This window comes from Leucobacter celer subsp. astrifaciens (genome assembly GCF_001273835.1).
Lineage (GTDB): Bacteria > Actinomycetota > Actinomycetes > Actinomycetales > Microbacteriaceae > Leucobacter > Leucobacter celer.
In genome coordinates this window covers 531,863-556,146 of record NZ_JHEI01000134.1, presented here as the reverse complement: position 1 = coordinate 556,146, position 24,284 = coordinate 531,863, and the positions used below count along the sequence as shown (strand labels likewise).

18 protein-coding genes are annotated in these 24,284 nt (G+C 68.3%); 8 read left to right on the top strand and 10 right to left on the bottom strand.

From position 1 onward, the window contains the following. Positions 1–143: 143 nt before the first annotated feature. Positions 144–1,334 (bottom strand): fumarylacetoacetate hydrolase family protein, encoded by a 1,191-nt coding sequence (locus tag AMS65_RS06565; protein WP_053383320.1) that lies wholly within the window; start codon positions 1,332–1,334, stop codon positions 144–146. A gap of 192 nt (positions 1,335–1,526) precedes the next feature. On the opposite strand from AMS65_RS06565, the gene AMS65_RS06560 reads away from it, so the two are divergent. Then, on the top strand, positions 1,527–2,252 hold the full coding sequence (locus AMS65_RS06560; RefSeq protein ID WP_053383319.1) for a FadR/GntR family transcriptional regulator: 726 nt from the start codon (positions 1,527–1,529) through the stop codon (positions 2,250–2,252). Between the two features lie 72 nt (positions 2,253–2,324). On the opposite strand, the gene AMS65_RS06555 is transcribed toward AMS65_RS06560, so the two are convergent. The 6 genes from AMS65_RS06555 to AMS65_RS06530 all read right to left on the bottom strand — a co-directional run bounded on the left by AMS65_RS06555 (position 2,325) and on the right by AMS65_RS06530 (position 8,873). Beyond that, positions 2,325–3,044, bottom strand: a complete 720-nt coding sequence (locus tag AMS65_RS06555) for an SDR family oxidoreductase (RefSeq protein ID WP_053383318.1) — start codon at positions 3,042–3,044, stop codon at positions 2,325–2,327. An 11-nt stretch (positions 3,045–3,055) separates the two neighbouring features. Further along, positions 3,056–4,114: an ABC transporter permease gene (locus AMS65_RS06550; RefSeq protein ID WP_053383317.1), complete on the bottom strand. Its 1,059-nt coding sequence runs from the start codon at positions 4,112–4,114 to the stop codon at positions 3,056–3,058. Next, positions 4,111–5,703 (bottom strand): sugar ABC transporter ATP-binding protein, encoded by a 1,593-nt coding sequence (locus AMS65_RS06545; RefSeq protein WP_053383316.1) that lies wholly within the window; start codon positions 5,701–5,703, stop codon positions 4,111–4,113. Before AMS65_RS06545 ends, AMS65_RS06550 begins: the two co-directional genes overlap by 4 nt. A 37-nt stretch (positions 5,704–5,740) precedes the next feature. Further along, a complete protein-coding gene (locus AMS65_RS06540) occupies positions 5,741–6,940 on the bottom strand; it encodes a sugar ABC transporter substrate-binding protein (RefSeq protein ID WP_053383315.1) in 1,200 nt (399 codons plus the stop codon). Between the two features lie 125 nt (positions 6,941–7,065). Continuing rightward, positions 7,066–7,836 carry an SDR family NAD(P)-dependent oxidoreductase gene (locus AMS65_RS06535; RefSeq protein ID WP_053383314.1) on the bottom strand — a complete coding sequence of 257 codons (771 nt, stop codon included), beginning with the start codon at positions 7,834–7,836 and terminating at the stop codon, positions 7,066–7,068. After that, positions 7,833–8,873: an NAD(P)-dependent alcohol dehydrogenase gene (locus tag AMS65_RS06530; RefSeq protein ID WP_053383313.1), complete on the bottom strand. Its 1,041-nt coding sequence runs from the start codon at positions 8,871–8,873 to the stop codon at positions 7,833–7,835. The genes AMS65_RS06535 and AMS65_RS06530 overlap by 4 nt, the downstream gene beginning before the upstream one ends. Before the next feature lie 88 nt (positions 8,874–8,961). On the opposite strand from AMS65_RS06530, the gene AMS65_RS06525 reads away from it, so the two are divergent. Next, on the top strand, positions 8,962–10,506 hold the full coding sequence (locus tag AMS65_RS06525; RefSeq protein ID WP_053383312.1) for an aldehyde dehydrogenase (NADP(+)): 1,545 nt from the start codon (positions 8,962–8,964) through the stop codon (positions 10,504–10,506). Between the two features lie 264 nt (positions 10,507–10,770). Here AMS65_RS06525 and AMS65_RS06520 read toward each other — a convergent pair whose 3' ends face one another. Both AMS65_RS06520 and AMS65_RS06515 read right to left on the bottom strand, forming a co-directional pair. Continuing rightward, a complete protein-coding gene (locus AMS65_RS06520) occupies positions 10,771–11,895 on the bottom strand; it encodes an ABC transporter permease (protein WP_053383311.1) in 1,125 nt (374 codons plus the stop codon). Beyond that, positions 11,892–12,803: an ABC transporter ATP-binding protein gene (locus tag AMS65_RS06515; RefSeq protein WP_053383310.1), complete on the bottom strand. Its 912-nt coding sequence runs from the start codon at positions 12,801–12,803 to the stop codon at positions 11,892–11,894. The genes AMS65_RS06520 and AMS65_RS06515 overlap by 4 nt, the downstream gene beginning before the upstream one ends. A 265-nt stretch (positions 12,804–13,068) precedes the next feature. Between AMS65_RS06515 and AMS65_RS06510 the strand changes: the two genes are divergently transcribed. From AMS65_RS06510 to AMS65_RS06500, 3 genes are all read left to right on the top strand, one after another. Next, positions 13,069–14,349 carry a sensor histidine kinase gene (locus tag AMS65_RS06510; RefSeq protein ID WP_053383309.1) on the top strand — a complete coding sequence of 427 codons (1,281 nt, stop codon included), beginning with the start codon at positions 13,069–13,071 and terminating at the stop codon, positions 14,347–14,349. Then, entirely contained in the window at positions 14,346–15,200 is an 855-nt protein-coding gene (locus AMS65_RS20315; protein WP_053383308.1) for a response regulator, read from the top strand. The genes AMS65_RS06510 and AMS65_RS20315 overlap by 4 nt, the downstream gene beginning before the upstream one ends. Positions 15,201–15,333: 133 nt before the next feature. Next, on the top strand, positions 15,334–19,296 hold the full coding sequence (locus AMS65_RS06500; RefSeq protein ID WP_053383307.1) for a family 78 glycoside hydrolase catalytic domain: 3,963 nt from the start codon (positions 15,334–15,336) through the stop codon (positions 19,294–19,296). 106 nt (positions 19,297–19,402) lie between these two features. Here AMS65_RS06500 and AMS65_RS06495 read toward each other — a convergent pair whose 3' ends face one another. Then, positions 19,403–20,410 (bottom strand): LacI family DNA-binding transcriptional regulator, encoded by a 1,008-nt coding sequence (locus AMS65_RS06495; RefSeq protein ID WP_053383306.1) that lies wholly within the window; start codon positions 20,408–20,410, stop codon positions 19,403–19,405. A gap of 232 nt (positions 20,411–20,642) precedes the next feature. On the opposite strand from AMS65_RS06495, the gene AMS65_RS06490 reads away from it, so the two are divergent. Genes AMS65_RS06490 through AMS65_RS06480 form a run of 3 tightly spaced genes read left to right on the top strand, consistent with a single transcriptional unit; the run spans position 20,643 to position 24,276 of the window. Beyond that, positions 20,643–22,172, top strand: a complete 1,530-nt coding sequence (locus tag AMS65_RS06490) for a sugar ABC transporter ATP-binding protein (RefSeq protein ID WP_053383305.1) — start codon at positions 20,643–20,645, stop codon at positions 22,170–22,172. Then, positions 22,169–23,212, top strand: coding sequence for an ABC transporter permease (locus AMS65_RS06485; protein ID WP_053383304.1), 1,044 nt, complete (start codon positions 22,169–22,171; stop codon positions 23,210–23,212). Before AMS65_RS06490 ends, AMS65_RS06485 begins: the two co-directional genes overlap by 4 nt. Then, entirely contained in the window at positions 23,209–24,276 is a 1,068-nt protein-coding gene (locus AMS65_RS06480) for an ABC transporter permease (RefSeq protein WP_053383303.1), read from the top strand. Before AMS65_RS06485 ends, AMS65_RS06480 begins: the two co-directional genes overlap by 4 nt. The last annotated feature ends 8 nt before the right edge of the window (positions 24,277–24,284 follow it).

The following is a 24,284-nucleotide window of genomic DNA, read 5'->3' as shown; positions in this document are numbered from 1 at the left end:
TCGCGCACCGCCTCGATCGTCTCGCTCTCGGTGGTGCACTGCGCGGACCGGAACTCTGCTCCGATGCCCTCCGCAAAAGCCTCTTCCCGGTCGAGCCCCGCGAAGATGTGGTCGGTGACGACAACAACGGTCATGTGGGTCCCCTATCGACCGACGCGCTCGAGGAGACCTCGATCACGCAGATTGGCAATGAGTGCGCGTAGGCCGAAGGTCCAGGGCTCCGCCTGCTCGGACGTGTTGACGCGGTTGGCGAGAGTGCCGAGCTTCGGGCTCGAGATGCGCACCACGTCTCCCAGCGAGTGCGTGAAGCCCTTGCCCGCGGCGCCGCGATCCTTCGTGGGCGCGAAGAGCGTGCCCGTGTAGAGCACCAGTCCGTCCGGGTACTGGTGGCTGTCGCTCACGGTGTACCCGGCAAGGAACTCCACATCCCTGCTGATCTGATCCATGCTGCTGATCTCATCGAGCACGAAGCCGTCCTCACCCAGCACCTTGAGGTTGACCTCGGCGGCGCGAACGTCGTCGATGGTGAAGTGCTCATCGAACAGCCGCAGGAACGGACCGAGGGACGCCGAGGCGTTGTTGTCCTTCGCTTTGGGCAGCAGCAGAGCCGAACGCCCCTCGACGTCGCGCAGATTGACGTCGTTGCCGAGCGTAGCTCCGAGGAGGCGTCCGGTGGAACTCAGCAGGAGCACGACCTCGGGCTCGGGGTTGTTCCAGTCCGAGACCTCGGCGACGCCGATCTCCTGACCGAACCCCATGGCGGACAGCGGCTGGGCCTTGGTGAAGACCTCGGGATCGGGGCCGAGGCCGACCTCGAGGTACTGCGACCAGAGGCCCTGAGCCACCATGGTGCGCTTGAGCTCGGCGGCCTCGTCGCTCCCGGGGGTGATGTCGGCGAGATCGGCGCCCACGGTCTGCTCGAAGCTCGCCCGGATCTCGGCGGCCTTCTCGAAGTCGCCGCCCGCGCGCTCCTCGATGAGGCGCTCCACGAGCGAGGCCGCGAAGGTCACGCCGGCGGCCTTGACCGCCGCGAGATCGATCGGCGCGAGCAGGTGCACGGCATCGTGCCGCTGCTCGAGCGAGTTCTCCAGCACCTCGGACAGCGACCAGCTCGCGCCACCCTCGGCGGCGCGCACTGCAGCGAGAACGTCCTCCTGCTCGGTGAGATCCGTCACCGTGGGATAGGAGCCGCTGATGTCGACCAGCCGATCTCCGCGGACGGCGACCACCGCCGGCCCTCCGAACTCGGGGACGTAGACCCTGCCGACGAGGGTTGCCCGTTCGAGGTCCTCGGGAAGCGCGTCTTGTGTTGTCTCGATGAGAGATATGGACATCGGTGGGTCACTCCTTGACGGTCCTGCTGCACCCCGTCGGGCAGCTCCGATTGTTACGGCATCGATTCTCGATAATTACGATCATAATATGATCTTGATGATGACTACAAGCTACTCTGTATGAAAGGGCGTCGATATCTCGGGTCTCTCCCGAGAATCTCGCCCGCCATTCTCGAGGAATTGCAGGACACGATGTCATCGACCACCCCCGCGCACGAGGCCGCTCAGCGCCCGAAACGGCTCCCCGAGATCGTCGCGGACCAGCTCCAGGAGTACATCCTGAGCAACGGCCTCAAAGCCGGCGACCGTCTCCCCACCGAGCCCGCGCTCACCGAGATGTACGAGGTGAGCCGGCAGGTCGTCCGCGAGGCGGCCCGACTCCTCGAGCAGCGCGGCGTCGTCGAGATCAGAGCCGGTCGCGGCATGAGCGTCGCCGATGTCTCCGTGGACGGTGTCCACGACATCTACCGGCTCTTCCTGCGCTTCAAGCCCGAGAACTTCGAAGACCTGCTCGCCACGCGCCTCATCCTCGAGCCTGGCACGGCCGCGCTCGCGGCCACGCAGCGCAGCGACGAGGATCTCACGCGCATGCGGGAGACGCTCACGGCCAGCAAGAATCTGGCCGCGGACGCGTTCGCGGAGCACCTCGCACTCGATCTCGAATTCCACCGACACGTCACCGACGCCTGCAACAACCCGTTCCTCATCGCACTCTCGACTCCCATCAACGAATCCCTCCGGGAGGTCTACGCCGAGCCGATCGCATACCTCTCCTCGCTCCCGCAGACCCACACGGAGCACGAGACGATCCTGGAAGCCATCGCGGCCCGGGATCCCGAGGCGGCGCGCACGGCGACCCTCGCCCACCTCGGCCGAGTGCGAGACGAGGCGCAGAAGCTCATCCCCGACGCGGGGTGACGGACGATCGGCGAGGCCGGAGCACCGCTCCGGGCCGCACCGACCGTCCGACACCGCGACCATCCGCTGCGACTAGCGCAGCGAATACCCGCCGTCGACGAGCAGCTCGGATCCGCAGTAGTAGGTCGAGTCGTCACTCAGCAGGAAGGCCACCGTTCCCGCGATCTCCTCCGGCCGCGCGAAGCGCCCCGCGGGGGTGTATCCGAGCCACTCGTCGAACTGATGCTGCTTCTTCGAGAGCAGCGGGGTGTCGACGTAGCCCGGGGCCACGGCGTTCACTCGCACGCCGCGGCTCGCCCACTCCGAAGCCAGCGATCTGGCCAGAGCCGAGACGCCGGCCTTCGAGGCGTTGTAGGCGCACTGCTTCTGAGGAACGTTCACCACATGCGTGCCGCTCATCGATGAGATAAGCACGATGCTGCCTCCGCCGCGCGCCAGGAATTCGCGTCCGAAGGCCTGAGCCGAGAAGAAGAGCCCGCGCAGGTTCACTCCGAGGGTGAAGTCGAAGACCTCCGGGCTCATATCCTCGGCCGCGACGTCGTTCTCGACGACGCCCGCAGCGGCGACCAGCCCGTCGACCCGGCCTTCGCGGGCCGCGATCTCCGCGACCGCGGCGCGCGACGACTCGGGATCGGTGACGTCGACGGCGATCGCGTAGCGATCATGGTCGTCGACTCGCAGATCGAGAGCGTAGACGACGGCACCCTCCTCGCGCAGCCGCTCGCAAATCGCGAGCCCGATCCCGCCCGTTGCTCCGGTCACCGCGATGACCTGTCCGGTGATTCCGCGCATGATCGCCTTCCCTATGCCTCTGCGTGCTCTCTGGCCGCGCTGCGACGCCGCAGCACTCCTCGCCAGTAACTCAGGAACTTCTCCCGGTTGGCCTTCGTGGTGCCCAGCTTCGCGGCCAGCACCGCGCCGACCAGCACGACGCCGTTGAAGACCGGCTGCACCCAGGCGTCGGCGCCCAGCATGAAGAGACCGGTCGTGCCAGCTGCGACGAGGAACACTGCGACGAAGGTGCCCCATACGTTGTAGAAGCCCCGGCGGATCGAGGTCTCGCCCAGGAAGCACGCGGCGATGGCGGGCATCAGGAACTCCGAGCCGTTCGTGGGTGCGGCCGAACCCACCTGGGCGACCTGCACGACGCCGCCGAGGCCGGCGAGGATCGCCCCGAACACGAAGGAGCCGATGACGGTGCGCTCGACGCGGATGCCGGTGAGGCGCGCCGCCTCCTCGTTGCCGCCGATCGCGTAGAGGCGGCGCCCGACGGGCCTGAAGTACAGCACGAACCAGAGGATCAGGCCGATGACGAGGGCGTAGATGAAAGGCATGGGGATCCCACCGGGGCGGCTCTGCCCGAGCGCTTTGAAGTCGTCGGAGATCCCGTTGTAGATGACCTGACCCTTCGAATAGAGCAGGATCGCGCCAAACAGGATCGTCTGGGTGCCCAGCGTGACCACGAGTGATTGCAGTTTGAACAGCGCGACCAGCACGCCGTTGATCAGCCCGACCAGCGCGCTCGCCGCGATCACGATCAGCACGGCGAGCGACCAGTGCGACACGGTCCCGTTGGACATGAGGCCCGCCGCGAGCACCCCTCCGAACCCGGCCATGGTCGCGACACTCAGGTCGAAGTGGCCGGTGAGCAGAGGGAGCATCAGCCCGAAGGAGACGAGCACGATCGAGGAGTTCGCCTGCAGGATCGAGCCGAAGTTGCCGAGCGTCGGATAGGTCTCCGGACGGAGCGCAGTGAACAGCAGCACCACGATGATCAGCGCGATCACGATGCCGTACTTGCTGAGCTGCTGTCCGACCACGCGGAAACCCCGCGGTGAGGTAGCGATTTCTTGGGTGGTCATGATTCTCCGTGTGTCGCAGTGTTCTGGTCTGTGGCGTAGCTGGCCGCCGCGATGGCGTCGACGGTGATCTCCTCGCCGATGAGTTCGGAGACGAACCGGCCGCTGCGCATGATCAGCACGCGGTCGGCGTACTCCGAGATGAGGTCGATGTCCGAGTCAAGCAGCAGCACGGCGAGCCCGCTGTCCGCGATCCGATCGGTGATGGTGTGCATGATGCTGCGCCGGGCGCCGACATCGACGCCATAGGTGCACTCATCGAGGATGAGCACGTTCAGATCGAGCTCGAGCCATTTGCCGAGGATCACCTTCTGCTGGTTCCCTCCGGAGAGCTCGGCGATCTTTCGCGTCGCATCGGCCGGCCGGACGTCCAGCGCTCCGATGGCCGCATCGGTCGCGGTGCGCTGACTGCGCTTCGAGAGAGCGACCCCCCGCATGTGCTGCTCGAGCGTGGCGAGCGTCAGATTCTCAGTGAGATCGAATGCGCCGATCGCCGCCTGCTTGCGATCTTGCGGTACGTAGCCGATCCCGCGACGCACGCTCGCGTGCGGATTGATGCCGGAGATCGGCCTGCCCAGATACTCGATCGACCCCTCGCTCAGCGGTTGCGCCCCGAAGAGCAGGCGGCCGACCTCGCTGCGACCCGAGCCCGCAAGGCCCGTGATCGCCAGCACCTCGCCCGGGTAGAGGCGCAGGCTGGCGTCCTGCACCCGGGACCCTGAGATGCCGATGGCCTCGAGCACCGGAGGCACCGTGCGCAACTGGTGGGTCTTCGTGTCGTCGAACGCCGCCTCCGGGCGCCGAGCGGGCGCCGCGTCTTCTCCGCTCAGGCCGGTGATGACCGCGGTGAGCTCGTCCTCGTTCGTCTCCTCGATCGAGGCCGAGAGCACGAGGTTGCCGTCGCGGAGCACGGACACCGTATCGGCCATCGCGAAGACCTCGTCGAGCCGGTGCGAGACGTAGATCAGGGCCACGCCCCGATCCCGAAGCGCACGACAGCGGGTGAGCAGCTCGTCGACCTGGTCGTTGGGCAGTCGGGCGGTCGGCTCGTCGAGCACGAGGATCCCGCCGTTGCCGACGATGCCCTTGGTCGCGCGCGCGAGCGCCACCAGCGTCTGCTGGATCGGCCCCAGGTCGCGGACCATGGTGTCGGGATCGATGTCGTGGATGCCGACCGCGGCCAGATCCTCGCGCACCTGATCCCGGTGCTTCTTCCAGCTGATCCGCGAGCCGACCGTCACGTATCCGAGAGAGAGGCCGAAGTTGTCGGCGATCGAGAGATCGCCGACAAGCCCCAGATCCTGGTGCACGAAGCGCACACCGCGCTCCTGCACCAGGATCGGGGTGAGCTGCTGACCGACTTCTTCTCCGTGCAGGAGGATCTCCCCGGAGGTAAGCGGATGGTAGCCGGCCAGGATCTTGATCAGCGTGGACTTACCCGATCCGTTCGCGCCGAGAAGCGCGTGGATCGACCCCGGATAGAAATCCAAATTCACCTGATTCAGAACACGGTTCTCACCGAACTCCTTGACCAGATTCACGAACGACACCGCTGGAGCGCCCCCGTGATCGGGTAAGTCCACACTGTTCATCGTTGGTTCCTTACTTGCTTCCGCGTATCGGCCGCTGCTACTTCAGGCCCCAGAGCTCTTCGAACTTCGCACGGAAGTCGTAGTTGCCCTGCCAGCCGAGTTCCTCGAGTTCGGTCGCCTTGTCCTCGGGAAGCGAGTCGAGCGTGTCCTTGTCGAAGAGCGCCACCGGAATCGCCGGGGTGTAGTCGAACGCGTCATCACCGTTGGTCATGCGGTTCACGTTGTCGACGGTGGCGTAGGCGAGCCACTCGCGAGGATCGGCGAAGCAGACCTTCTGGCTGCCGCCAGCGCGGATGATGTCGATGTTCTCGGGGTTGCAGTCGAAGCCGGCACCCGAGACCTTGTCGGTGAGACCCGCGCGATCGATCGCCTGGCTCACCCGGAAGAGGCAGGAGTCGAAGCAGGAGACCCAGTTCAGCGACGGGTTGGCCTGCAGCGCCGCAACAGCCTGCGCAGCGGGGCCGGTGTTGGGGTCTTCGAAGTTGGCGAGGCTCCACTCCTTGGTCTCGATGGTGCAGCCGGGGCAGTTCTCCTCGTTCTCCAGGTACTCCTGACTGCCCTTGTACTGGCCCTCGACGGTGATGTAGAGGTCGGTGTTCTTCATCTGGAGCAGGCGGAGATCCCCCTCGCTCTTCCACACCATGTACTGCGCAAGGGCCTCGCCCGAGCGCACCCAGTCGAAGCTCACGTCGGGCACCGTCTCGGGGGTGTTCTTGAGCGATCCCAGAGTGATCACCGGAATGTCGGCCGCGATGGCGCGTTCGATGCCCGACTGCACGCGAGTCGTGTCGACGAAGATCAGGATGATGGCGTCGGCCTTCTCATCGACCGCGGTGTTCACCGCGCTCAGCTGCACATCGGGCTGTCCCTGACCATCGGAGATCTTGGCGTTCCAGCCGAGCTGGTCCCCGATCGCCTTGATCGCGTTAGCAGGACGGCTCGACCCGGTCGAGGCCATCTGCTCGGGGATCACCGTGACCTTGAGCCCTTCGATGGGCGTCGGGCTCGAGTCGGGCCCCGTCCACTCGTTCTCCTGGGTGGCGGCGGTGATGAGCTCCATCGCCCCCTCCTCAGCCCGGACGACCGCCGCTTCTCGAGCAGCGGCGTCGACCTCGGACGAACCGCCGTTGGACGCTCCCGCGCCTCCGGCGCAAGCCGTGAGCAGCAGACCCGCCGCCGCCATCGCCCCGATGGCAGCCAAGACGCGGCCGCGCAATTTGGCACTCCCGATTCTCATACTTCACTCCTTTGTGCGTGCTTCCAGATCAGGCATCTGAAACGCTCCGTTCATACGGGCGTCGCATCAGCGTATCATTTTTTCAGATTATCAGCAGACCATATGATGAATTTGTTATCAAGCGATCACCACAGCGTGTAGCCGCCGTCGACCGGCAGGACCGCTCCGGTGATGTAGCTCGAGGCGTCGGCGGCCAGGAACCGCACCGCGTGCGCGATCTCCTGAGGGGTGCCGGTGCGCTCCATCACCGTGTCCTCCACCCAGTAGCGGCGGATCTCCGGATCCTCCAGCGCCTGATCGAGCAGGTCGGTGGCGACATAACCCGGAGCCACGGCATTCACCCTGATTCCGTATCGGCTCCACTCCGCCGCGAGTGAACGGGTGAGATGGTGCACCGCGGCCTTCGAGGTGTTGTAGGCCGTCTGCCACTGCGGTCGATTCACGATGAGCCCCGACATGGAGCCGACGTTCACGATCGCACCGCACCCCCGCTCGCGCATGATGGGGGCCACGCCGACCGAGCAGCGCCAGACCCCGTCGAGGTTCACCGACATCACCCGTCGCCATGCGTCGGCACCCTCCGGTGAGAGCGTCTCGTCCCAAGAGGTGATGCCGGAGTTATTCACCAGCACGTCCAGCCCCTCCGCGAGACCGGCGAAGAACTCGGCGCAGCTCTCGTCGTCGGCAACGTCGAGAAACCGGTACTCGATGGCCAGCCCCTCGCCCTGCATCCGCGAGGCTTCCCGCGCGCCCTTCGCCCGATCGCGCGAGGCCACGATCACCTCCGCCCCCGCCAGCGCGCAGTCCACCGCGATCGCCTGCCCGATCCCGGTCAAGCCGCCGGTGACCACCACTCGCTTTCCGCGCAGCTCGAAGGGCTCCCGGGCCGCATTCACGATGCGCCTCCGTTCCGCTCGGGCACCACGACGACCTTGACCTGGTCCCGCGCGCCGACGCTCGCGAGAGCCTCCGCCACGTCCTCGAGGCCGAATCGGCTCGTCACGAGCCCAGCGAGATCGACCTGGCCCGCGAGCACCAGGGCCGTCGGCCAGGCGTTCGCGTATCTGAAGACGCCGCGCACCTCAAGCTCGCGCACCTGCACGATCGACAGCGGGATCTCAAGAGTGTCGGCCCCCATGCCGACGAGCAGCGCGCGACCGGCCGGCTTGAGCGACTCGAGACCGGCGCGCACCGCGGCCGGCACGCCGCTCGCGTCGATGAAGACCTCGTACGACTGCTGCGGGAAGGCGGTCTCTCTCGGATCGAACGTCGCGGTCGCACCGTATCCGAGCGCCCGCTCCCGCGCCTCGGGGAGCGGGTCGCTCACCGCGACCTCCACAGCACCCGCCAGGCGGGCGAGCTGCGCGATCAGCAGGCCGATCGGCCCGGCACCGGCGACGGCCACACGGTCCCCCAGCCCGACGCGGGCGTGACGCAGCGTCGCGACCGCGACCGCCAGCGGCTCGATCAGGGCGGCCTCCTCAGCGGTCATGCCCGTGGGAACCCGGAACGCGAGCGGCGATGGAATGGTGACGTACTCGCAGAAGGCTCCGTCGTAGGGCGGCGTCGCGAAGAACTCCACCTCGGGGTCGAGGTTGTACCGGCCCGTGCGGGACTGCTCGCTCCACGGATCCGTGCGCTGCGGTTCCAGGGACACGAGCTCACCGATCCTCGTCTCGCTGACGCCGGCGCCGACCTCGACGATATCTCCGCTCACCTCGTGCCCGAGCACCAGCGGGCCCTCGACGACGAAATCGCCGATCCGACCGTGCTCGAAGTAGTGCGCATCCGAGCCACACACACCGACCGCCCGCACCCGGACGAGCACTTCGCCCGGCCCCGGCCGCGGTATGGGCCGCCGCTCCTCCCGAATTGTCCTCGGCTCGACGAGCACGCTGACGCGCTGCTCACCCGGGCGATCCGCTTCAACCATTGCAGCTCCCTCGCTGTAGAAAATAGTGACAGAATCGATACGATCATATTACTATTTAAAATCTCGCGTTCATAGAAGAGAGGCAACGATGGTTCAGACTCCCCTGCTCACCGCCGACACCCCCGAGGATCTCGAGCCGGTCCTCGCGGCCGCAGCCGCAGCCGCAGCACCTCTCGCCGCGCTCGCCCCGACAGCGCGGGCTGCCGGCCTCTGCACCGTGGCCGACCGACTCGAAGCGAACGCAGACTCCCTCATCGCCATCGCGCAACGCGAGACAGGCCTGACCCAGGCGCGCCTCGCGGGGGAGCTGAAGCGCACCGCGGTGCAGCTCCGCCTGTTCGCCGAGACAACCACGGACGGGAGCCACCTCGACGCGCGGATCGACGAGGCCGATTCCGGGTTCGCGCTCGGGCCGCGTCCCGACCTGCGCCGCTCACTGCGCCCGGTGGGCCCGGTGGTGAACTTCTCGGCGAGCAACTTTCCCTTCGCCTTCTCGGTGGCGGGCGGAGACAGCGCCGCGATCCTCGCGGCCGGCTGCCCCCTCATCGTCAAGGGGCACTCCGGTCATGAGGAGCTCTCGATCGCCACCGCACGAGTCGTCGCCGAGGCCCTCGCGGACGCGGGTTACCCCGAGGGGTCGTTCTCCCACATCCTGGGCCAGCAGACCGGCGTCGAAGCGTTGAAGGATCCCCGAGTCAAGGCCGGATCCTTCACCGGCTCGATCCACGCCGGTCGCCTGCTCGCCGACATCGCCGCAGCCCGCCCGCAGCCGATCCCGTTCTTCGGGGAACTCGGCAGCGTCAACCCGGTTGTCGTCACCCCGGCGGCACTCGCCGAGCGCAGCGCTGAGATCGCGACGGGACTGGTGACGAGCGTCTCGGGCTCGGCAGGCCAGCTGTGCACCAAGCCCGGCTTCGTCTTCCTGCCCGCCGTTCACAAGCTCGACGGAGCAGTGATCGAGGCGCTCGCGGAGATCGCACCGCACCGCCTCCTGAATCCCAGAATCGCGAACTCCTACGAGGCGAGCCTCGCGGCCGCGCTCTCCCAACCGGGGGTCCGCATCGTCGCGCAGGGTTCGTTCGACTATCTCGACGACGGAAACGCGATGGTCACCCCGACCATCGCGGCTGTGTCCCTGGCAGAGTTCATCGCGGCCGACTCGACCCTGCATGAAGAGGTCTTCGGACCGTTCACCCTGCTCGTGGAGTACGACGAGCTCGGTGCGGTTCCTACCGCACTCGTCGCGAGCTTCGAGGGCAACCTCACCGGCACGCTGCACGTGAGCGACGCGGAGTACGCCGGCTCCGCCGACGAGGCCGAGCTGCAGGATCTGCGCGAGCTCACCGCGGTGCTCACCGGCATGGTGGGTCGCGTACTCTTCAACGGCTGGCCGACCGGCGTCGCCGTCACTCCGGCGCAGCAGCACGGCGGCCCCTGGCCCGCGACGACCAACGATTCCAGCACCTCGGTGGGGAGCGCCGCGATCCAGCGCTTCCTCCGCCCAGTCGCCTATCAGAACGCTCCGCAGCACCTGCTTCCGGTCGAGTTGCAGACCGCGAACCCGAGGGGCGTGCGCCAGAGCATCGACCCCGCCGGCTCCTCGTCGACGTGGGGGCGGAGCCTCACTGCCTGAACGACCAGCTGCACCTAGGATCCGCCCGACTTTCTCCGAGCTGCACGCAGCAGAACACGGAGAAAGGCGGGCGGATTCGATATGGATGGGGGTGCCGGGGAGGATGAATGCGGGCGCCTCCCGTTCCCCGCCGAAGATATGGGATCTGCAGAAGATATGCCCGATCCCTCGCAGAATCGCATATCTTCCGCAGATCCCATACCCAAGCCGGGGAGAAGCTCGCCGAACGCCGAGCCCCGAGCCCGGAACACCGAGCCCGGAACCCTACCCCTTGATCGCCTCGCCCAGCTTGACGCGCGTGCCCGTGCGCAGGATGGAGTTGCTGTAGATGCGGGCGCCGATCCAGAGCACCACGGCGATCGCGATCGCGAGCACGCCGAGCGACAGGAACGGCTCCCACCACTCCGCGGTCCCGAGATACATCCGCATCGGCATGCCGATGGGCGCGGAGAACGGGATGTAGCTCATGATCGCGAGCGCCTGGGGGTTGTCGTTGAAGAAGATGATGGCGATATAGGGCAGCATGACCAGCCACATGACCGGGCTCACCGCGGAGGCCACGTCCTCCTGCCGCGACACCAGCGTAGCCAGCGAGGCGTACATCGTCGCCAGGAGCACGAAGCCGAAGGCGAAGAGCACGCCGAACCAGATGAGCGAGGTGCCGAGTTCGCCGAGCAGCAGATCCTGCCCCGTCGCGAGCATGCCGACCGACGCGACCGCCACGATGGCCACCACCTGAGCGAGTGCCAGAATGCTGTTGCCGAGGATCTTGCCCGCGAGCATGGTGCGCGCCGAGACCGTGGCCAGCAGGATCTCGACGATGCGGGTCTGCTTCTCCTCCACGACGCTCTGGGCGATCGTGGTGCCGAAGGTGATCGCGCTCATCATGTAGAGCACGCCGAAGGCGATCGCGATGATGTAGGCGAGCGCGGGATTGTCGGTGGTGGGTGCGAGCAGTTCGACGGAGGGCATCGCCGAGAGCGCCTGCATCACATCGCTCGGCGGGCTGTCCTTCGCGAGCACCGTGAGGTCGACCGGGGTGTCGCCGCCCGGCACCACGGCCGCATCGACCTCGCCGTCGAGCACGAGCTGCTCGGCCGCGGCGCGGTCGGGCGCATCGGTCACCTCGAAGCCGAGGTTCGCGAGTCCCGGCGAGACCTGATCGACGGTGGCGACCTTCGTCGGCCCGCCGAAGCCCCCCGACTGCGCCAGGAAGCCGCTGAACAGCACGCCGGCGAGCACGAACAGCAGCAGCACACCGCTCGAGACGACGAACGCCTTGCTGCGCAGTTTGGTGGTGATCTCGCGCTCGGCGACGAGCCACGCGCCCTGCGGCCCGCTCATGGGCTGGGCGCCGGCGCTCCTGCGGGTGATGGATTGGGCGGTCATTTCACGACCTCCTTGAAGATCTGTGCCAGCGTGGGTGTGACCGGTCCGAACCTGCGCACGGCGGTTCCGGATCCGGGAGCCTGCGAGGAGCTCACCGCGCGGGCGAGCACCGCCTGGGCGGCCTCCTCGGAGGCGTCGAAGCGCGCGAAGCCGCCGTCGAGGTGCGTGACCTCGACGCCCGGCTGATCCCGCACCCATCCGGCATCGCCGGCCGGGCCGGCGAGCTCGATCTCGAATGCGCTGCCGGAGTGCTCGGCCCGCAGATTCTCGCGCGATCCCGAGGCGAGGATCCTGCCGCCGCCGATCACCACGACGTCGTCGCAGAGCCGTTCCACGATGTCGAGCTGGTGCGAGGAGAAGAGCACGGGCGCGCCCTGCGCCGCGTAGTCGCGCAGCACGCCGAGCACCACCTCGACGGCGATGGGATCGAGGCCGGAGAAGGGCTCGTCCAGAACGAGCGCGGTCGGCTCGTGCACGAGCGCTGCGGCGATCTGCGCGCGCTGCTGGTTGCCGAGCGAGAGGCTCTCGAGCGTATCGTTCGCCCGCTCGGCGAGACCGAGGCGCTCGACGAGACCGCTCGCGGAGGCCTTCGCCGCCGCCGTGCTCATGCCGTGCAGGCGCCCGAGGTAGACGAGCTGCTCGAGCACCTTCATCTTGGGGTAGAGCCCGCGCTCCTCCGGCATGTAGCCGAACCCCGCGCGATCGGCCGCCGTGAGCGGCCGGCCGTCGAGGCTCACGGTGCCGGCATCGGCCGAGAGCACCCCGAGGATGATGCGCATGGTCGTGGTCTTGCCCGCGCCGTTGCCCCCCACGAAGCCGGTCATGCGCCCGCTCTCGACCCGGAAGCCGACGTCGTCGAGCACTCTGCGATCCCCGAAGCTGCGGGAGATACCTGCGATGTCGATCATCTCGCTCCTTTCGTCTCCTCCAGACTGCCCGCCGCGCGGCCGGGGCACCTCCCCCGCGCGGCGGATTCTGGGGCGGCGGGTGGGGGCCCGGCGGCCCCCGCTCCAAGTAGGCGATTCACGCCCAGGCGGGCGAAACCTACGGATTTTGTCTTCCTGGGCGTCGATCTCCTACCTGGAGCGGTGGGGGAGGGGCGACGGGGAAAGGGGGCCGGACTCCCCCTCCCGACGGAGGCGCACCCGCCCGCCACGCCCTACGCTGGTCTGCATGATGGAGATCGCGGGCACGGGGTGGAGCAGGCAGGCCCCCGACGCCGGCGGACTGCGCGCCGATCTCGGCCTCGCGATCCTGCTCGCCTTCGCGGCCGCGCTCACCTCCCTGCTCTACGCGCGCGCGGGCCTCTTCGAGGAGCCGGCGGCGCCCTGGGTGTGGGTGCTCGGCCTCGGACTCTGCACCCTGCCGCTCGCGCTGCGTCGCCGCCACCCGGTGCCGGTCGCCCTGCTGGTCTCGGTCGGGTTCTTCATCTGCGGCGAGTTCGGCGTGCCCGAGGTGCTCATCATCAACATCTGCCTGTTCATCGCGCTGTACACGGTGGGGGCCTGGGAGTATCACCGCGTGCTCGCGTTCTGGAGCCGGTTCGGGATCGGCATCGGCATGATCGCGTGGCTGGTGCTCTCGCTCATCATCGCCTCGTCGGAGGAGGACTCCTTCCCGGGGTTCTCGCGCTCGGGCATCTTCTCGGCCTACGCCACCTTCGCGGTGATCCAGATCGTTACGAACCTGCTCTACTTCAGCGGGGCGTTCTACTTCGGCGAGCGCTCCTGGCGCGCCGCGCGCACCCAGGCACTGCTGGAGGCGCGGGGCCGTGAGCTGGATCTCGAGCGGCAGACGGGCGCCGCGCAGGCCGTGGCGCTGGATCGGCTCTCCATCGCACGCGAACTGCACGACGTGGTCGCGCACCACGTCTCGGTGATGGGCATCCAGGCGGCCGCGGCCCGGCGCAGCATCGCTACGGACCCCGAGCGGGCCGAGGCCTCGCTCGAGGTGGTCGAGGAGAGCGCCCGCACCGCCGTGGAGGAACTGCGGCAGCTCGTGCACACGCTGCGCACCCCGGAGGCCGAGGGAGCCGCGAGCACCGTCGGCATCGCCCAGCTGCCCGCCCTGATCGCGGAATCACAGGGCTCCGGCTCGCCGGCCACCCTCATCGTGGCCGGCGAGCCCCGCCCGCTGCCGCTGCTCATCGACGTGGCGCTCTACCGCGTGGTGCAGGAGGCGCTGACGAATGTGCGCAAGCACGCGGGGCGCGGGGCATCGGCGGAGGTGCGGCTGCGGTTCGGGATCGACGCCGTCGAGGTCGAGGTCAGCGACGACGGGGTGCGGCAGACCCTCGAGCGCAGCGGCATGCCGGGCAGCGGGCTCGGACTGCGTGGCATGCGCGAACGCGTCGGAGCCGTCGGCGGAGAGGTGAGCGCCGGGCGGCGGGAGCGCGGCGGGTTCATGGTGCGCGCCCGCGTGCCGTTCGATCAGCGAGAGGCGGTGCGCGCGTGATCCGGGTGGCACTCGTCGACGACCAGGAGCTGGTGCGCTCGGGCTTCCGCATCATCCTGGAGTCGGAGCCCGACATCGAGGTGGTCGGCGAGGCCGCGAACGGCGCCGAGGCCGTGGAGCTCGCGGCGCGTGCGCACCCCGATGTGATCTGCATGGACGTCGAGATGCCGACGATGGACGGGATCGAGGCGTCGCGACGGATCCTCGCCGGCCCGTCGTTCCGCACTCAGTCGCCGTCATTCCGCGGGCAGTCCCCGTCGTTCCGCACTCAGTCGCCGTCATTCCGCGGGCAGTCCCCGTCATTCTGCGCGCAGTCGCAGAATCTCACCGACACCGAGGCACACACCGACGCCGACAGCTCCGGCCGGACGCCGGCGATCCTCATCCTCACGACCTTCGGCCACGAGGCCTATCTCTTCGACGCACTCGCGGCAGGGGTGAGCGGCTTCCTGCTCAAGACCTCGCGCGCGGAGCAGCTGATCGATGCCGTGCGCTCGCTCGCGGCGGGCAACGCCCTGCTGGGACCCGACGTCACCCGGGCGGTGATCGAACGCGTCGCGGCCGTGAAGACGGACCCCGCCCCCGCGAGGGATGGCAGCGGAGAGCCCGGCGTCCGGAGCGATCCGGGGTCTCTCATCTCCTCGGAGGCCCTGGATCGCGCGGGCCTCACCGAGCGGGAGCGCGAGGTGCTCGCGCTGCTCGCCGAGGGCCGATCCAACGCGGAGATCGCCGCCGAACTGTTCCTGGGCGAGGCGACGGTGAAGACGCACGTCTCGAACGTGCTGCAGAAGTTGGGCGTGCGGGATCGCATCCAGGCCGTCGTCTGGGCCCACACCCGCGGCGGGGCGTAGTCGGGCGACGCCGACGCGCTCCTGACGGTGAGCGTCATCTCGCGAGGGGCTTGTCTTGATTGAAACGATTCATTACACTGACGTTTCACGCTTGTTCCGGCGCAAAGTCGCGCCCCGACGTAGAAAGGCAACGATGCCTGCACTCCATCGCACCCGAGCACCGCTCGGCGTCTTCATCGCGATCACCCTCTCCGCCCTGCTGGCGTTGAGTCTGGTCCTCGTTCCCAGCGGCTCCCCGGCGCGAGCCGATGCTCCCTCCCCCGACGGGCTGCGGGTCAACGGGCTCCAGCAACCGGCCGATCTCGAGGATCTCGAGTCTCCGAGCTTCTCCTGGTACGTCGCCTCCGAGCAGCAGACCGCCTCCCGCGTGATCGTCGCGTCGACCGCGGCGAACGCCGCCGCGGGCAACGGCGACGTCTGGGATTCGGGCAAGGTCGATTCAGCCCAGCAGACCGGCGTCGCCTACGGCGGCGAACCGCTCGCCCCGAGCCACCGGTACCACTGGACGGTGCAGACCTGGGACGAGAACGACACGGCCTCGGCGCTCGCGACTCCCACCTGGTTCGGCACCTCGCCCGGCGGCGAGTGGACCGGCAGCACACCGATCTGGGCCGACACCGCGCTCCCGGGCCATGAGGAGCAGGTCTGGGGCGACTACACGATCACCACGAGCTTCACGATCACCCAGACGGCCCTGGGCCTCCTCTTCCGCGCACCCGACGGCGACAACGCCTTCATGTACCAGTTCCGCGCGGACAACAATCGCATCGTGCCGCACACCCTGACCGGCGGCGCCTACGCGGCGCTCCCGCACATCGATCTCCCCGGCGGCACCCTCGCGCAGAACCAGCGGATCTTCCTCGAGCTGACCGTCTCGGGCAACACCGTCACGACGAAGCTCGGCCCCTCGGCCGACGCGCTCGTCGAGGTCGACTCGCGGGAGCTGACCCCTCAGCAGCTCCCGGCCACCGGCACCGTCGGCTTCCGCTCGGGGCGCACCGAGGCCGGCTACGTGCACGAGCTGGAGGTGCGCGCCGCAGACGACACCGAACTCTTCAACAACGACTTCTCGAACGACCACGGATTCCCCTGCGGCAGCGTCAGCAACGGCGCGTACAACGTCGGCAACAACCACGCCTGCGTCTACGGCGCCGGCGTCGTCAATGCCGACTGGGCCTTCCTGCGCACGGAGATCACGCCGGCCGACAAGGAGATCGTCGGAGCCACGCTCTCCGCCACCGCCGGAGACTTCCGCGCGCACAAGCAGTACACCTACAAGGCCTACGTGAACGGCGAGTTCGTCGGCCTCGGCCCGACCAACCGCATCCACTCCGAGAATCGTTTCGACGGCTTCGACGTGACCGGGCTGCTGCGCGCCGGGGAGCCCAACGCGATCGGCGTGGTCGCCTACACGACCGGCTCGGGCAACCAGCGCTTCATCGGCCAGCTCCGCGTCGACTACGCCGACGGCACTGCTGACACCTTCGGCTCGGGTGAGAGCTGGAAGGCGCTTCCCGGATCCCTCGCCTACCCGGCAGCGGGCAGCATCGGCACGGGCTTCTACAACGCCCCCAAGGAGAACCTCGACCTGCGCGAGTTCCCCAGCGGCTTCGACCAGCCCGGCTTCGACGACAGCGGGTGGGCCGGCGCCGTGACGAAGCCGGCGTTCGCAGACCTTCGGGCGACGCCGATGGCGAAGGTGCAGGAGCAGCTGCACGAGCCGGTGAGCATCGTCGACAAGGGCGACGGCACCTACTTCGTCGACTTCGGCCGCACGTGGATCGGCGGCGTGAAGTACACGGTCGCCGGCGGCACTGCGGGCGACCGGATCGACCTGCGCTTCGGCGAGGTCGAGACCGCCCCGGGGAGCCAGACGGTCAAGTACCAGCTGAACACCGGGAACACCTACCAGGACATCATCACGCTCCGCGACGGTGAGCAGACCGCCGAGACCTGGGGCATGCGCGTCTTCCGCTACCTGGAGATCGTCGGTGCGCCGGAACCGGTCACCGTCGACAACCTGCAGGCGCTGGCACTCGTCTACCCCTTCGACCAGGATGCCTCGTTCTTCACCTCCTCGAACGAGAACCTGAATCAGGTCTACCAGCTGTCGAAGAACAGCATCGAGTCGCTCAACGTGAACTTCTTCACCGACTCCTGGTCGCGCGAGCGCATCAACTACGAGGCCGACGGCTACCTGCAGCAGATGTCGTCGCTCTACCTCATGGAGGATCTCTCGCTGGCCCGCTATTCGATGAACTACTTCGAGGGCAATCGCACCTGGCCGACCGAGTGGCCCGTCTACGTGGTGCTCGCGGTGCACGATGCCTGGCGCCAGACGGGCGACCTCGAGCAGGTGGCGCAGTATTACGACAACCTCGCCGCCAAGGCGCCGACGCGGTGGATCGATCCCGGCACCGGTCTCGTGGGCAAGGCGAACGGCTCGAACGGCTGCAACAGCTCGACCGACTGCGACATCGTGGACTGGCCGACGAGCCAGCGCGACGGCTACCAGTTCCGCCACTACAACACCGTGCTGAACGCGCTCTCGTACCGTGCCCTGCGCGACATGGCCGCGATGGCGGAAGCGCTGGGCAAGGATGATGACGCGACGAGCTACACGGCTCAGGCCGACCGGCTGCGCTCAGCGATGAATGAGCTGTTGTACAACGAGGAGCTGGGCGCCTACGACGACGGAATGACCGCCACCGGGCAGACGACCGGCCACCACGCGCTGCATGCCAGCGCTTTCGCACTCGCATTCGGGGTGCCGGAGGACGGTCAGGTGCCGCGCGTCGCCGATTTCGTGGCGGACAAGGGCATGGCCTGCAGCGTCTACTGCGCAGGATTCTCGATCACGGGACTGATCGACGGCGGCCGTGCCGATGCCGCGATCGATCAGCTCTCCGCCGAGGGCACCTCCAGCTGGATGAACATGATCCGGCGCGGCGCGGGCGCCACCGCCGAGGCCTGGGACGAGTCGCAGAAGAGCAATCTGACCTACTCGCACCCCTGGGCGGCCTCTCCGGCCTTCCATGTCCCATCGGGCCTGTTCGGCATCCGCCCCATCGAAGCCGGCTACGCGACCTTCCAGGTGAAGCCGCAGCCCGGCAGCCTGGAGCACGCAGCGGTCGCGGTGCCCACGGTGAAGGGACGGATCGGCGTCGCGTTCGACCACGACGATGAGGATCGCATCCAGCTCGTGGCGAGCGTTCCCGGCAACACGAGCGCCGACATCTCGGTCCCGGTCCCCGCGGGTACCGAAACCGTGTATCTCGACGGAGTCGCTCGGGAAGTCTCGGAGGAGGGCGGATTCGCCACCCTCGAGTCGGTTCCCGCCGGCTGCCGCCTGGTGACCCTCGATGACGGAGCGAGCGCGGTCTCGAACCCCGTCCTCACCGCGGTGTGCACCCCTGCCCTCGACGACTCGGAGCCCGGCGGCGGCGATGACGACGATGACAACGGCACCGACCCCGACCCGAAGCCCGAGGTGTGCACGACCCCGCGCTCGAAGCCGGTGTTCGCGGACACACCGCGCTCGCACCAGTTCTACCGCGAGATCGACTGGCTGCACTGCGTGGGCTACACCACCGGCATCACGCGGGGCGACCGGATCGTGTACGCGCCGAAGGATCGGCTGTCGCGCGAGGCGATGGCGGCGTTCATCTACCGTATGGAGGCCCCGAAGGGATTCACCGCTCCGCGGGTGTCGCCGTTCGCCGACGTGAAGCCGACGGACAAGTTCTACCGGCAGATCACCTGGATGCACGCGGAGGGCCTGACCACCGGCGTGAAGAATCCGGCGGGCGGGAAGCCGCTGTTCCAGCCCAAGCGCGCCCTGACGCGCGAGGCGATGGCGGCGTTCATGTACCGGTTGGAGTCCCCGAAGGGCTACCGGGCTCCGGCGGTGTCGCCCGTGGCCGATGTGCGCCGCGGCGACAAGTTCTACACGGAGGTGTCGTGGATGGTGAGCGAGGGCCTGTCGACCGGGATCAAGGCGGGTAACGGCAAGCGCGAGTATCGCCCGAAGTCGACCTTGACGCGGGAGGCCACCGCCGCATTCATCTACCGGCTCGAGAACAGCTACCGCAAGTAGTCGTCTCCCTTCCGCTTGCGCCTTTTCGGGGCCTCCTGCGCGATGCAGGCCCGGAAAGGCGCAAGCGGTTCCGGGGATGCAGCGGCACTCCGCACCGCAGCAGACGTCACCCCGCAGTCGAGGCCCGCACCACCAGCCGAGGCTGGAACACGACCTGCTCGCGGTCGGCGTCGACTCCGGCCTCCGCCTCCTTCAGCAGCAGATCGACGGCGGTCTCGCCGATCTCGGTCGCGGGCTGCCGCACCGAGCTGATGGGCACCACAGCGGCGCTCGCGAAGTCGATGTCGTCGTAGCCGATGAGGGCGACGTCCTCGGGCACACGCAGCGAACCGGTCATCACCAGGGCCTGCAGCACGCCCATCGCGAGGAGGTCGTTCGCGGCGAAGACGGCGTCGGGGCGCCGATCCGCGTCCATCTGCGCCAGCTGCGCGCCGATGCGCCGGCCCTCGAGCACGCTGAGCGCCTCGGTGGGGAACATCTCGAGCGAGACTCCCGCGTGCTCGGCCACGACGGATCGCGCACCGGCCAATCGGTCGTCGACCTGCTCGAGCCCCTCCGGACCGCCCACGAAGGCGATGCGGCGGCGTCCCACCTCGATGAGGTGCCGGGCGGCGATGCGTCCGCCCTCGACATCGTCGACCGCCACCGAGGAGAAGGTGCGGTCGCTGGTGCCGCGGTCGACGAGCACGACCGGGATTCCGACGTCGCGCAGCTTGCGCAGCTGGGTGAGCTCAGTGAGCACCGGCGAGATGAGCACACCGGCGACGCGGTGCTCCTCGAACATGTCGAGCAGGCTCTGCTCGCGCTCCCGCGACTCGTCGCTGCCGCCCATGAGCACGGTGTACCCGTCGTCCAGGGCCCGGCGCTGGGCTCCGTGCGCCACGTCCATGAAGAACGGGTTTCGGGTGTCGAGCACCACGAGGCCGAGGCTGCGGCTGCGTCCCGCGCGCAGCTGCCTGGCGGCGTCGTTGCGCACGAAGCCGAGACTCTCGATCGTGGCGGTGACCCGCGAGACCGTGGCCGGTGCGACGATCTCCGGGCGGTTCAGCACGTTCGACACGGTGCCGACCGAGACGCCGGCCGCACGGGCGACGTCACGGATACTGATCGCCATCGCCGTTCCTCTCCCCGTCGCGTGATGACGGAGGCGCACCAGAATAATGCGGCAATTCTACTCGGGGCGGCAACCGTTATGAAACGCTTCAATAACGACGCGGCGAAATTCGGCAACCCCGACTTGACGTGCTCGAAACGCGTGTGGTTCAATGCTCATTGAAACGATTCATTTACGCCGCGGAAACACGCTCGACACCCGACATCCTCCGCGGCAGGAAGCCGTGAGTTCAATGAAGAGATCACCCGCCAACGCGCCGCTGCTCGAGCTGCGCGGCGTCACGAAGGCCTTCGGCCCCGTGATCGCGCTGCGAGACGGCAGGATCGCCCTCGAGCCCGGATCGATCCACGCGCTCGTGGGCGAGAACGGCGCAGGCAAGTCTACACTCGTGAAGATCATCGCCGGCCTCTACCGGCGCGACCAGGGCGACCTCACCCTCGCCGGAGAATCCGTCGACTTCACCACGACCGCCGAGGCCAAGAACGCCGGCATCGCAGTCATCTACCAGGAGCCCACGCTCTTCCCCGATCTCTCGGTCACCGAGAACATCTTCATGGGGCGCCAGCCCCGCGGCCGCTTCGGACGCATCGACCGAACCCGCATGCGCGCGGAGGTCGAGGCGCTGTTCACCCGCCTGGGTGTGACGATGGATCCGGATCGCACCGCCGATGGCCTCTCGATCGCCGACCAGCAGATGATCGAGATCGCCAAGGCCATCTCGCTCGACGCGCGCGTGCTCATCATGGACGAGCCGACGGCGGCGCTCTCCGGCGTCGAGGTGGAACGCCTCTTCCAGGTCGCCCGAGCGCTGCGCGACGAGGGCCGCGCGCTGGTGTTCATCTCGCACCGCTTCGACGAGGTCTTCGCGCTCTGCGACACCATCACCGTGATGCGCGACGGCAGTTACGTGTCGACGCGGCCGATCTCGGAGACCGACCCCGACAGCGTCGTCGCCGAGATGGTCGGCCGCGAGATCACCGAGCTGTTCCCGAAGCTCGAGACCGAGATCGGCGAACCGCTGCTCGAGGTCGAGGGCCTCACCAGCCCGGGTGTCTTCAACGACATCAGCTTCACGGTGCGCGCGGGTGAGATCGTGGGCCTGGCGGGACTCGTCGGGGCCGGCCGCAGCGAGGTGGCCCGCGCGGTGTTCGGCGTCGACGGCTACCGCAGCGGCAGCGTCAGGGTCGCGGGCCGAACGGTGCCCAAGGGACGGCCGACCGCCGCGATGCGGGCGGGTCTGGCACTGGTCCCCGAGGATCGACGCAAGCAGGGCCTCGTGCTCGAGGAGAGCGTCGCCCGCAACACGGCGGCGGTGATCCTCGATTCGATCGCGAAGCTCGGGATCGTGACGACCACGGCCGAGCACCGGGCCGCCCGGCCGTGGTCGGAGCAGCTCGAGGTCAAGGCGAACGCCATGAGCACTCTGGCCGGCACGCTGTCGGGCGGCAACCAGCAGAAGGTCGTGCTGGGCAAGTGGCTCGCCACCGATCCGCGCGTGCTGATCATCGACGAGCCGACCCGCGGGATCGATGTCGGCACCAAGTCGGAGGTGCACCGCCTGCTGTCGACGCTCGCCAGCCGCGGCATGGGCGTGCTCATGATCTCGAGCGAGCTGCCCGAGGTGCTCGGCATGGCCGACCGCGTCGTCGTGATGCGCGAGGGCCGGGTCACCGCGACGATCGCTCGGGAAGCGGCCACCCAGGAGAACGTGATGCGCGCTGCGACGCAGAGCGCGAGTGACGAGACGGAGTCCCAGGCATGAGCGCCACCACCGCCCCGAAGCCCACGGCTCCGAAGCCCAGCGCACTCGGAACGGCCTTCGGCAGGCTGACGCGGGCCCGCGAGGCGAGCATCGTGCTGGCCGTGATCCTCGTGATCGCCGCGGCCACGATCAAGAACCCCAACTTCCTCTTCTCCCCCGACGGCTACCGCGATCTCTGGCTCACGCCGTCACTGCTCATGCTCGTCGCCATCGGCCAGGCGGTCGTGCTGATCACGCGCAACGTCGACCTCTCGGTCGGCTCCGTGCTCGGCCTCAGCGCGTACCTCACCGGGCGCCTGTTCATCGACGTCCCCGGCATCCCGATGCTCGCGGTGATCCTCATCGCCATCGTCTTCGGCGGGCTGCTCGGCCTCATCAACGGAGCCCTCGTGGCCTTCGCGAAGGTGCCGGCCCTCGTCATCACGCTCGGCACGATGTACGCCTTCAGAGGGGTCAACGTGCTGTGGACGGGCTCCGACCGCATCAACGCCTCGGACATGCCGCGCGAGTTCCTGCGCCTCGGCACCGCGCAGGTGCTCAGCATTCCGGTGCTCACCATCGTCGCCGTGATCGTACTCATCGCCGTCGCCTGGTGGATGCGCAACACCCGCGCGGGCCGCGAGTGCTACGCGATCGGGTCGGATCCCGCAGCCGCGGACCTCTACGGTCTCCCCGTCACCCGCCGCGTGCTCACGGCCTTCGTGCTGTCGGGTGCTCTCGCAGGCTTCGCCGGTGTGCTCTACGCCGCTCGCTACGGCACCATCAACTCACAAGCCGGATCGGGCTGGGAGCTCGAGGCGGTCGGCGCCGCGGTGATCGGCGGCGTGGCCATCTTCGGCGGCGTGGGAACGGTCTGGGGGGCCGCGATCGGAGCCGTGCTGCTCATGACCATCAACCGGGCCCTGCCCGTGCTCGGGGTTCCCGACTTCTGGCAGCGCGCCGTCGTCGGCGCACTCATCATCGGCGCGATCGTGCTCGATCGGGTGATCGCCGTCAGACAACACCGCAAACTCATCGAGGGACGGGAGACGGGGCGATGAGCGCCACCACGACTGCACCGACCACCACGGCGGGCCTGCGGCCGATCGCCGAGTACGATCGCCCGCTCTGGCAGCGGCTGCTGCTGACGCGCGAGGCCACGATGATCGCACTGTTCGTGCTCGTCGTGCTCGCCGCCGCCGCCATCGTGCCGAACTTCGGCAGCAAGATCACCATGACCTACCTGCTGCTCGACATGTTCCCGATCCTCATCATCGCGCTGCCGATGACCGCGATCATCGTCACCGGGGAGATCGATCTCTCCGTGGCCAGCGTGGTCGGATTCTCGAGCGTGCTCACCGGTGTGCTCACCCAGGCCGGCGTGCCGTTCGGCCTCACGATCGTGCTCGCGATCATCGCCGGCGTGCTCTGCGGGGCGCTGAACGGCTTCCTCGTCACGGTCGTCGGGCTGCCGTCTCTCGCCGTCACGATCGGCACGCTCGCGCTCTACCGCGGCCTGGCAGTCGGCCTGCTGGGCACGACGGCCGTCACCGACTTCCCCGAGTTCTGGACCTCCCTCGCGAAGGAGAAGATCGGCAGCACCGGGGTTCCGGTCGTCGTGATCCTCTTCGCGCTGCTCGCCGTGGCATTCACCATCATGCTGCACTTCACCCGTTTCGGCCGGGGCGTCTTCGCGATCGGACTCTCGTCCGAGGCGGCCCGCTTCTCGGGCGTCGACGTGGGGCGCACCAAGCTGATCCTCTTCGTGCTCAGCGGTGCCGTGGCGGCACTCGCCGGCATCTACTACACACTGCGCTACGGCAGTGCCCGCGGCGACAACGCCACCGGCATGGAGATGCAGGTGATCGCCGCGGTGCTGCTGGGCGGCGTCTCGATCTTCGGGGGCCGCGGCGCACTGCACGGCGTCATCGCCGGCGTGCTGCTGATCGGGGTGCTCGCGAGCGCGCTGCGCCTCGCGAACGTCACCTCCGACGTGATCAACATCATCACCGGCGTGCTGCTCATCGCCGCCGTCGTCTCCTCGAGCGTGTTCGCTGCGATGCGCAACCGCGGCAGACCGGGCCGCAGACTGCGCCTGGCGGGAACCCCCGCGAGCGAGAAGTAACCCCGTAC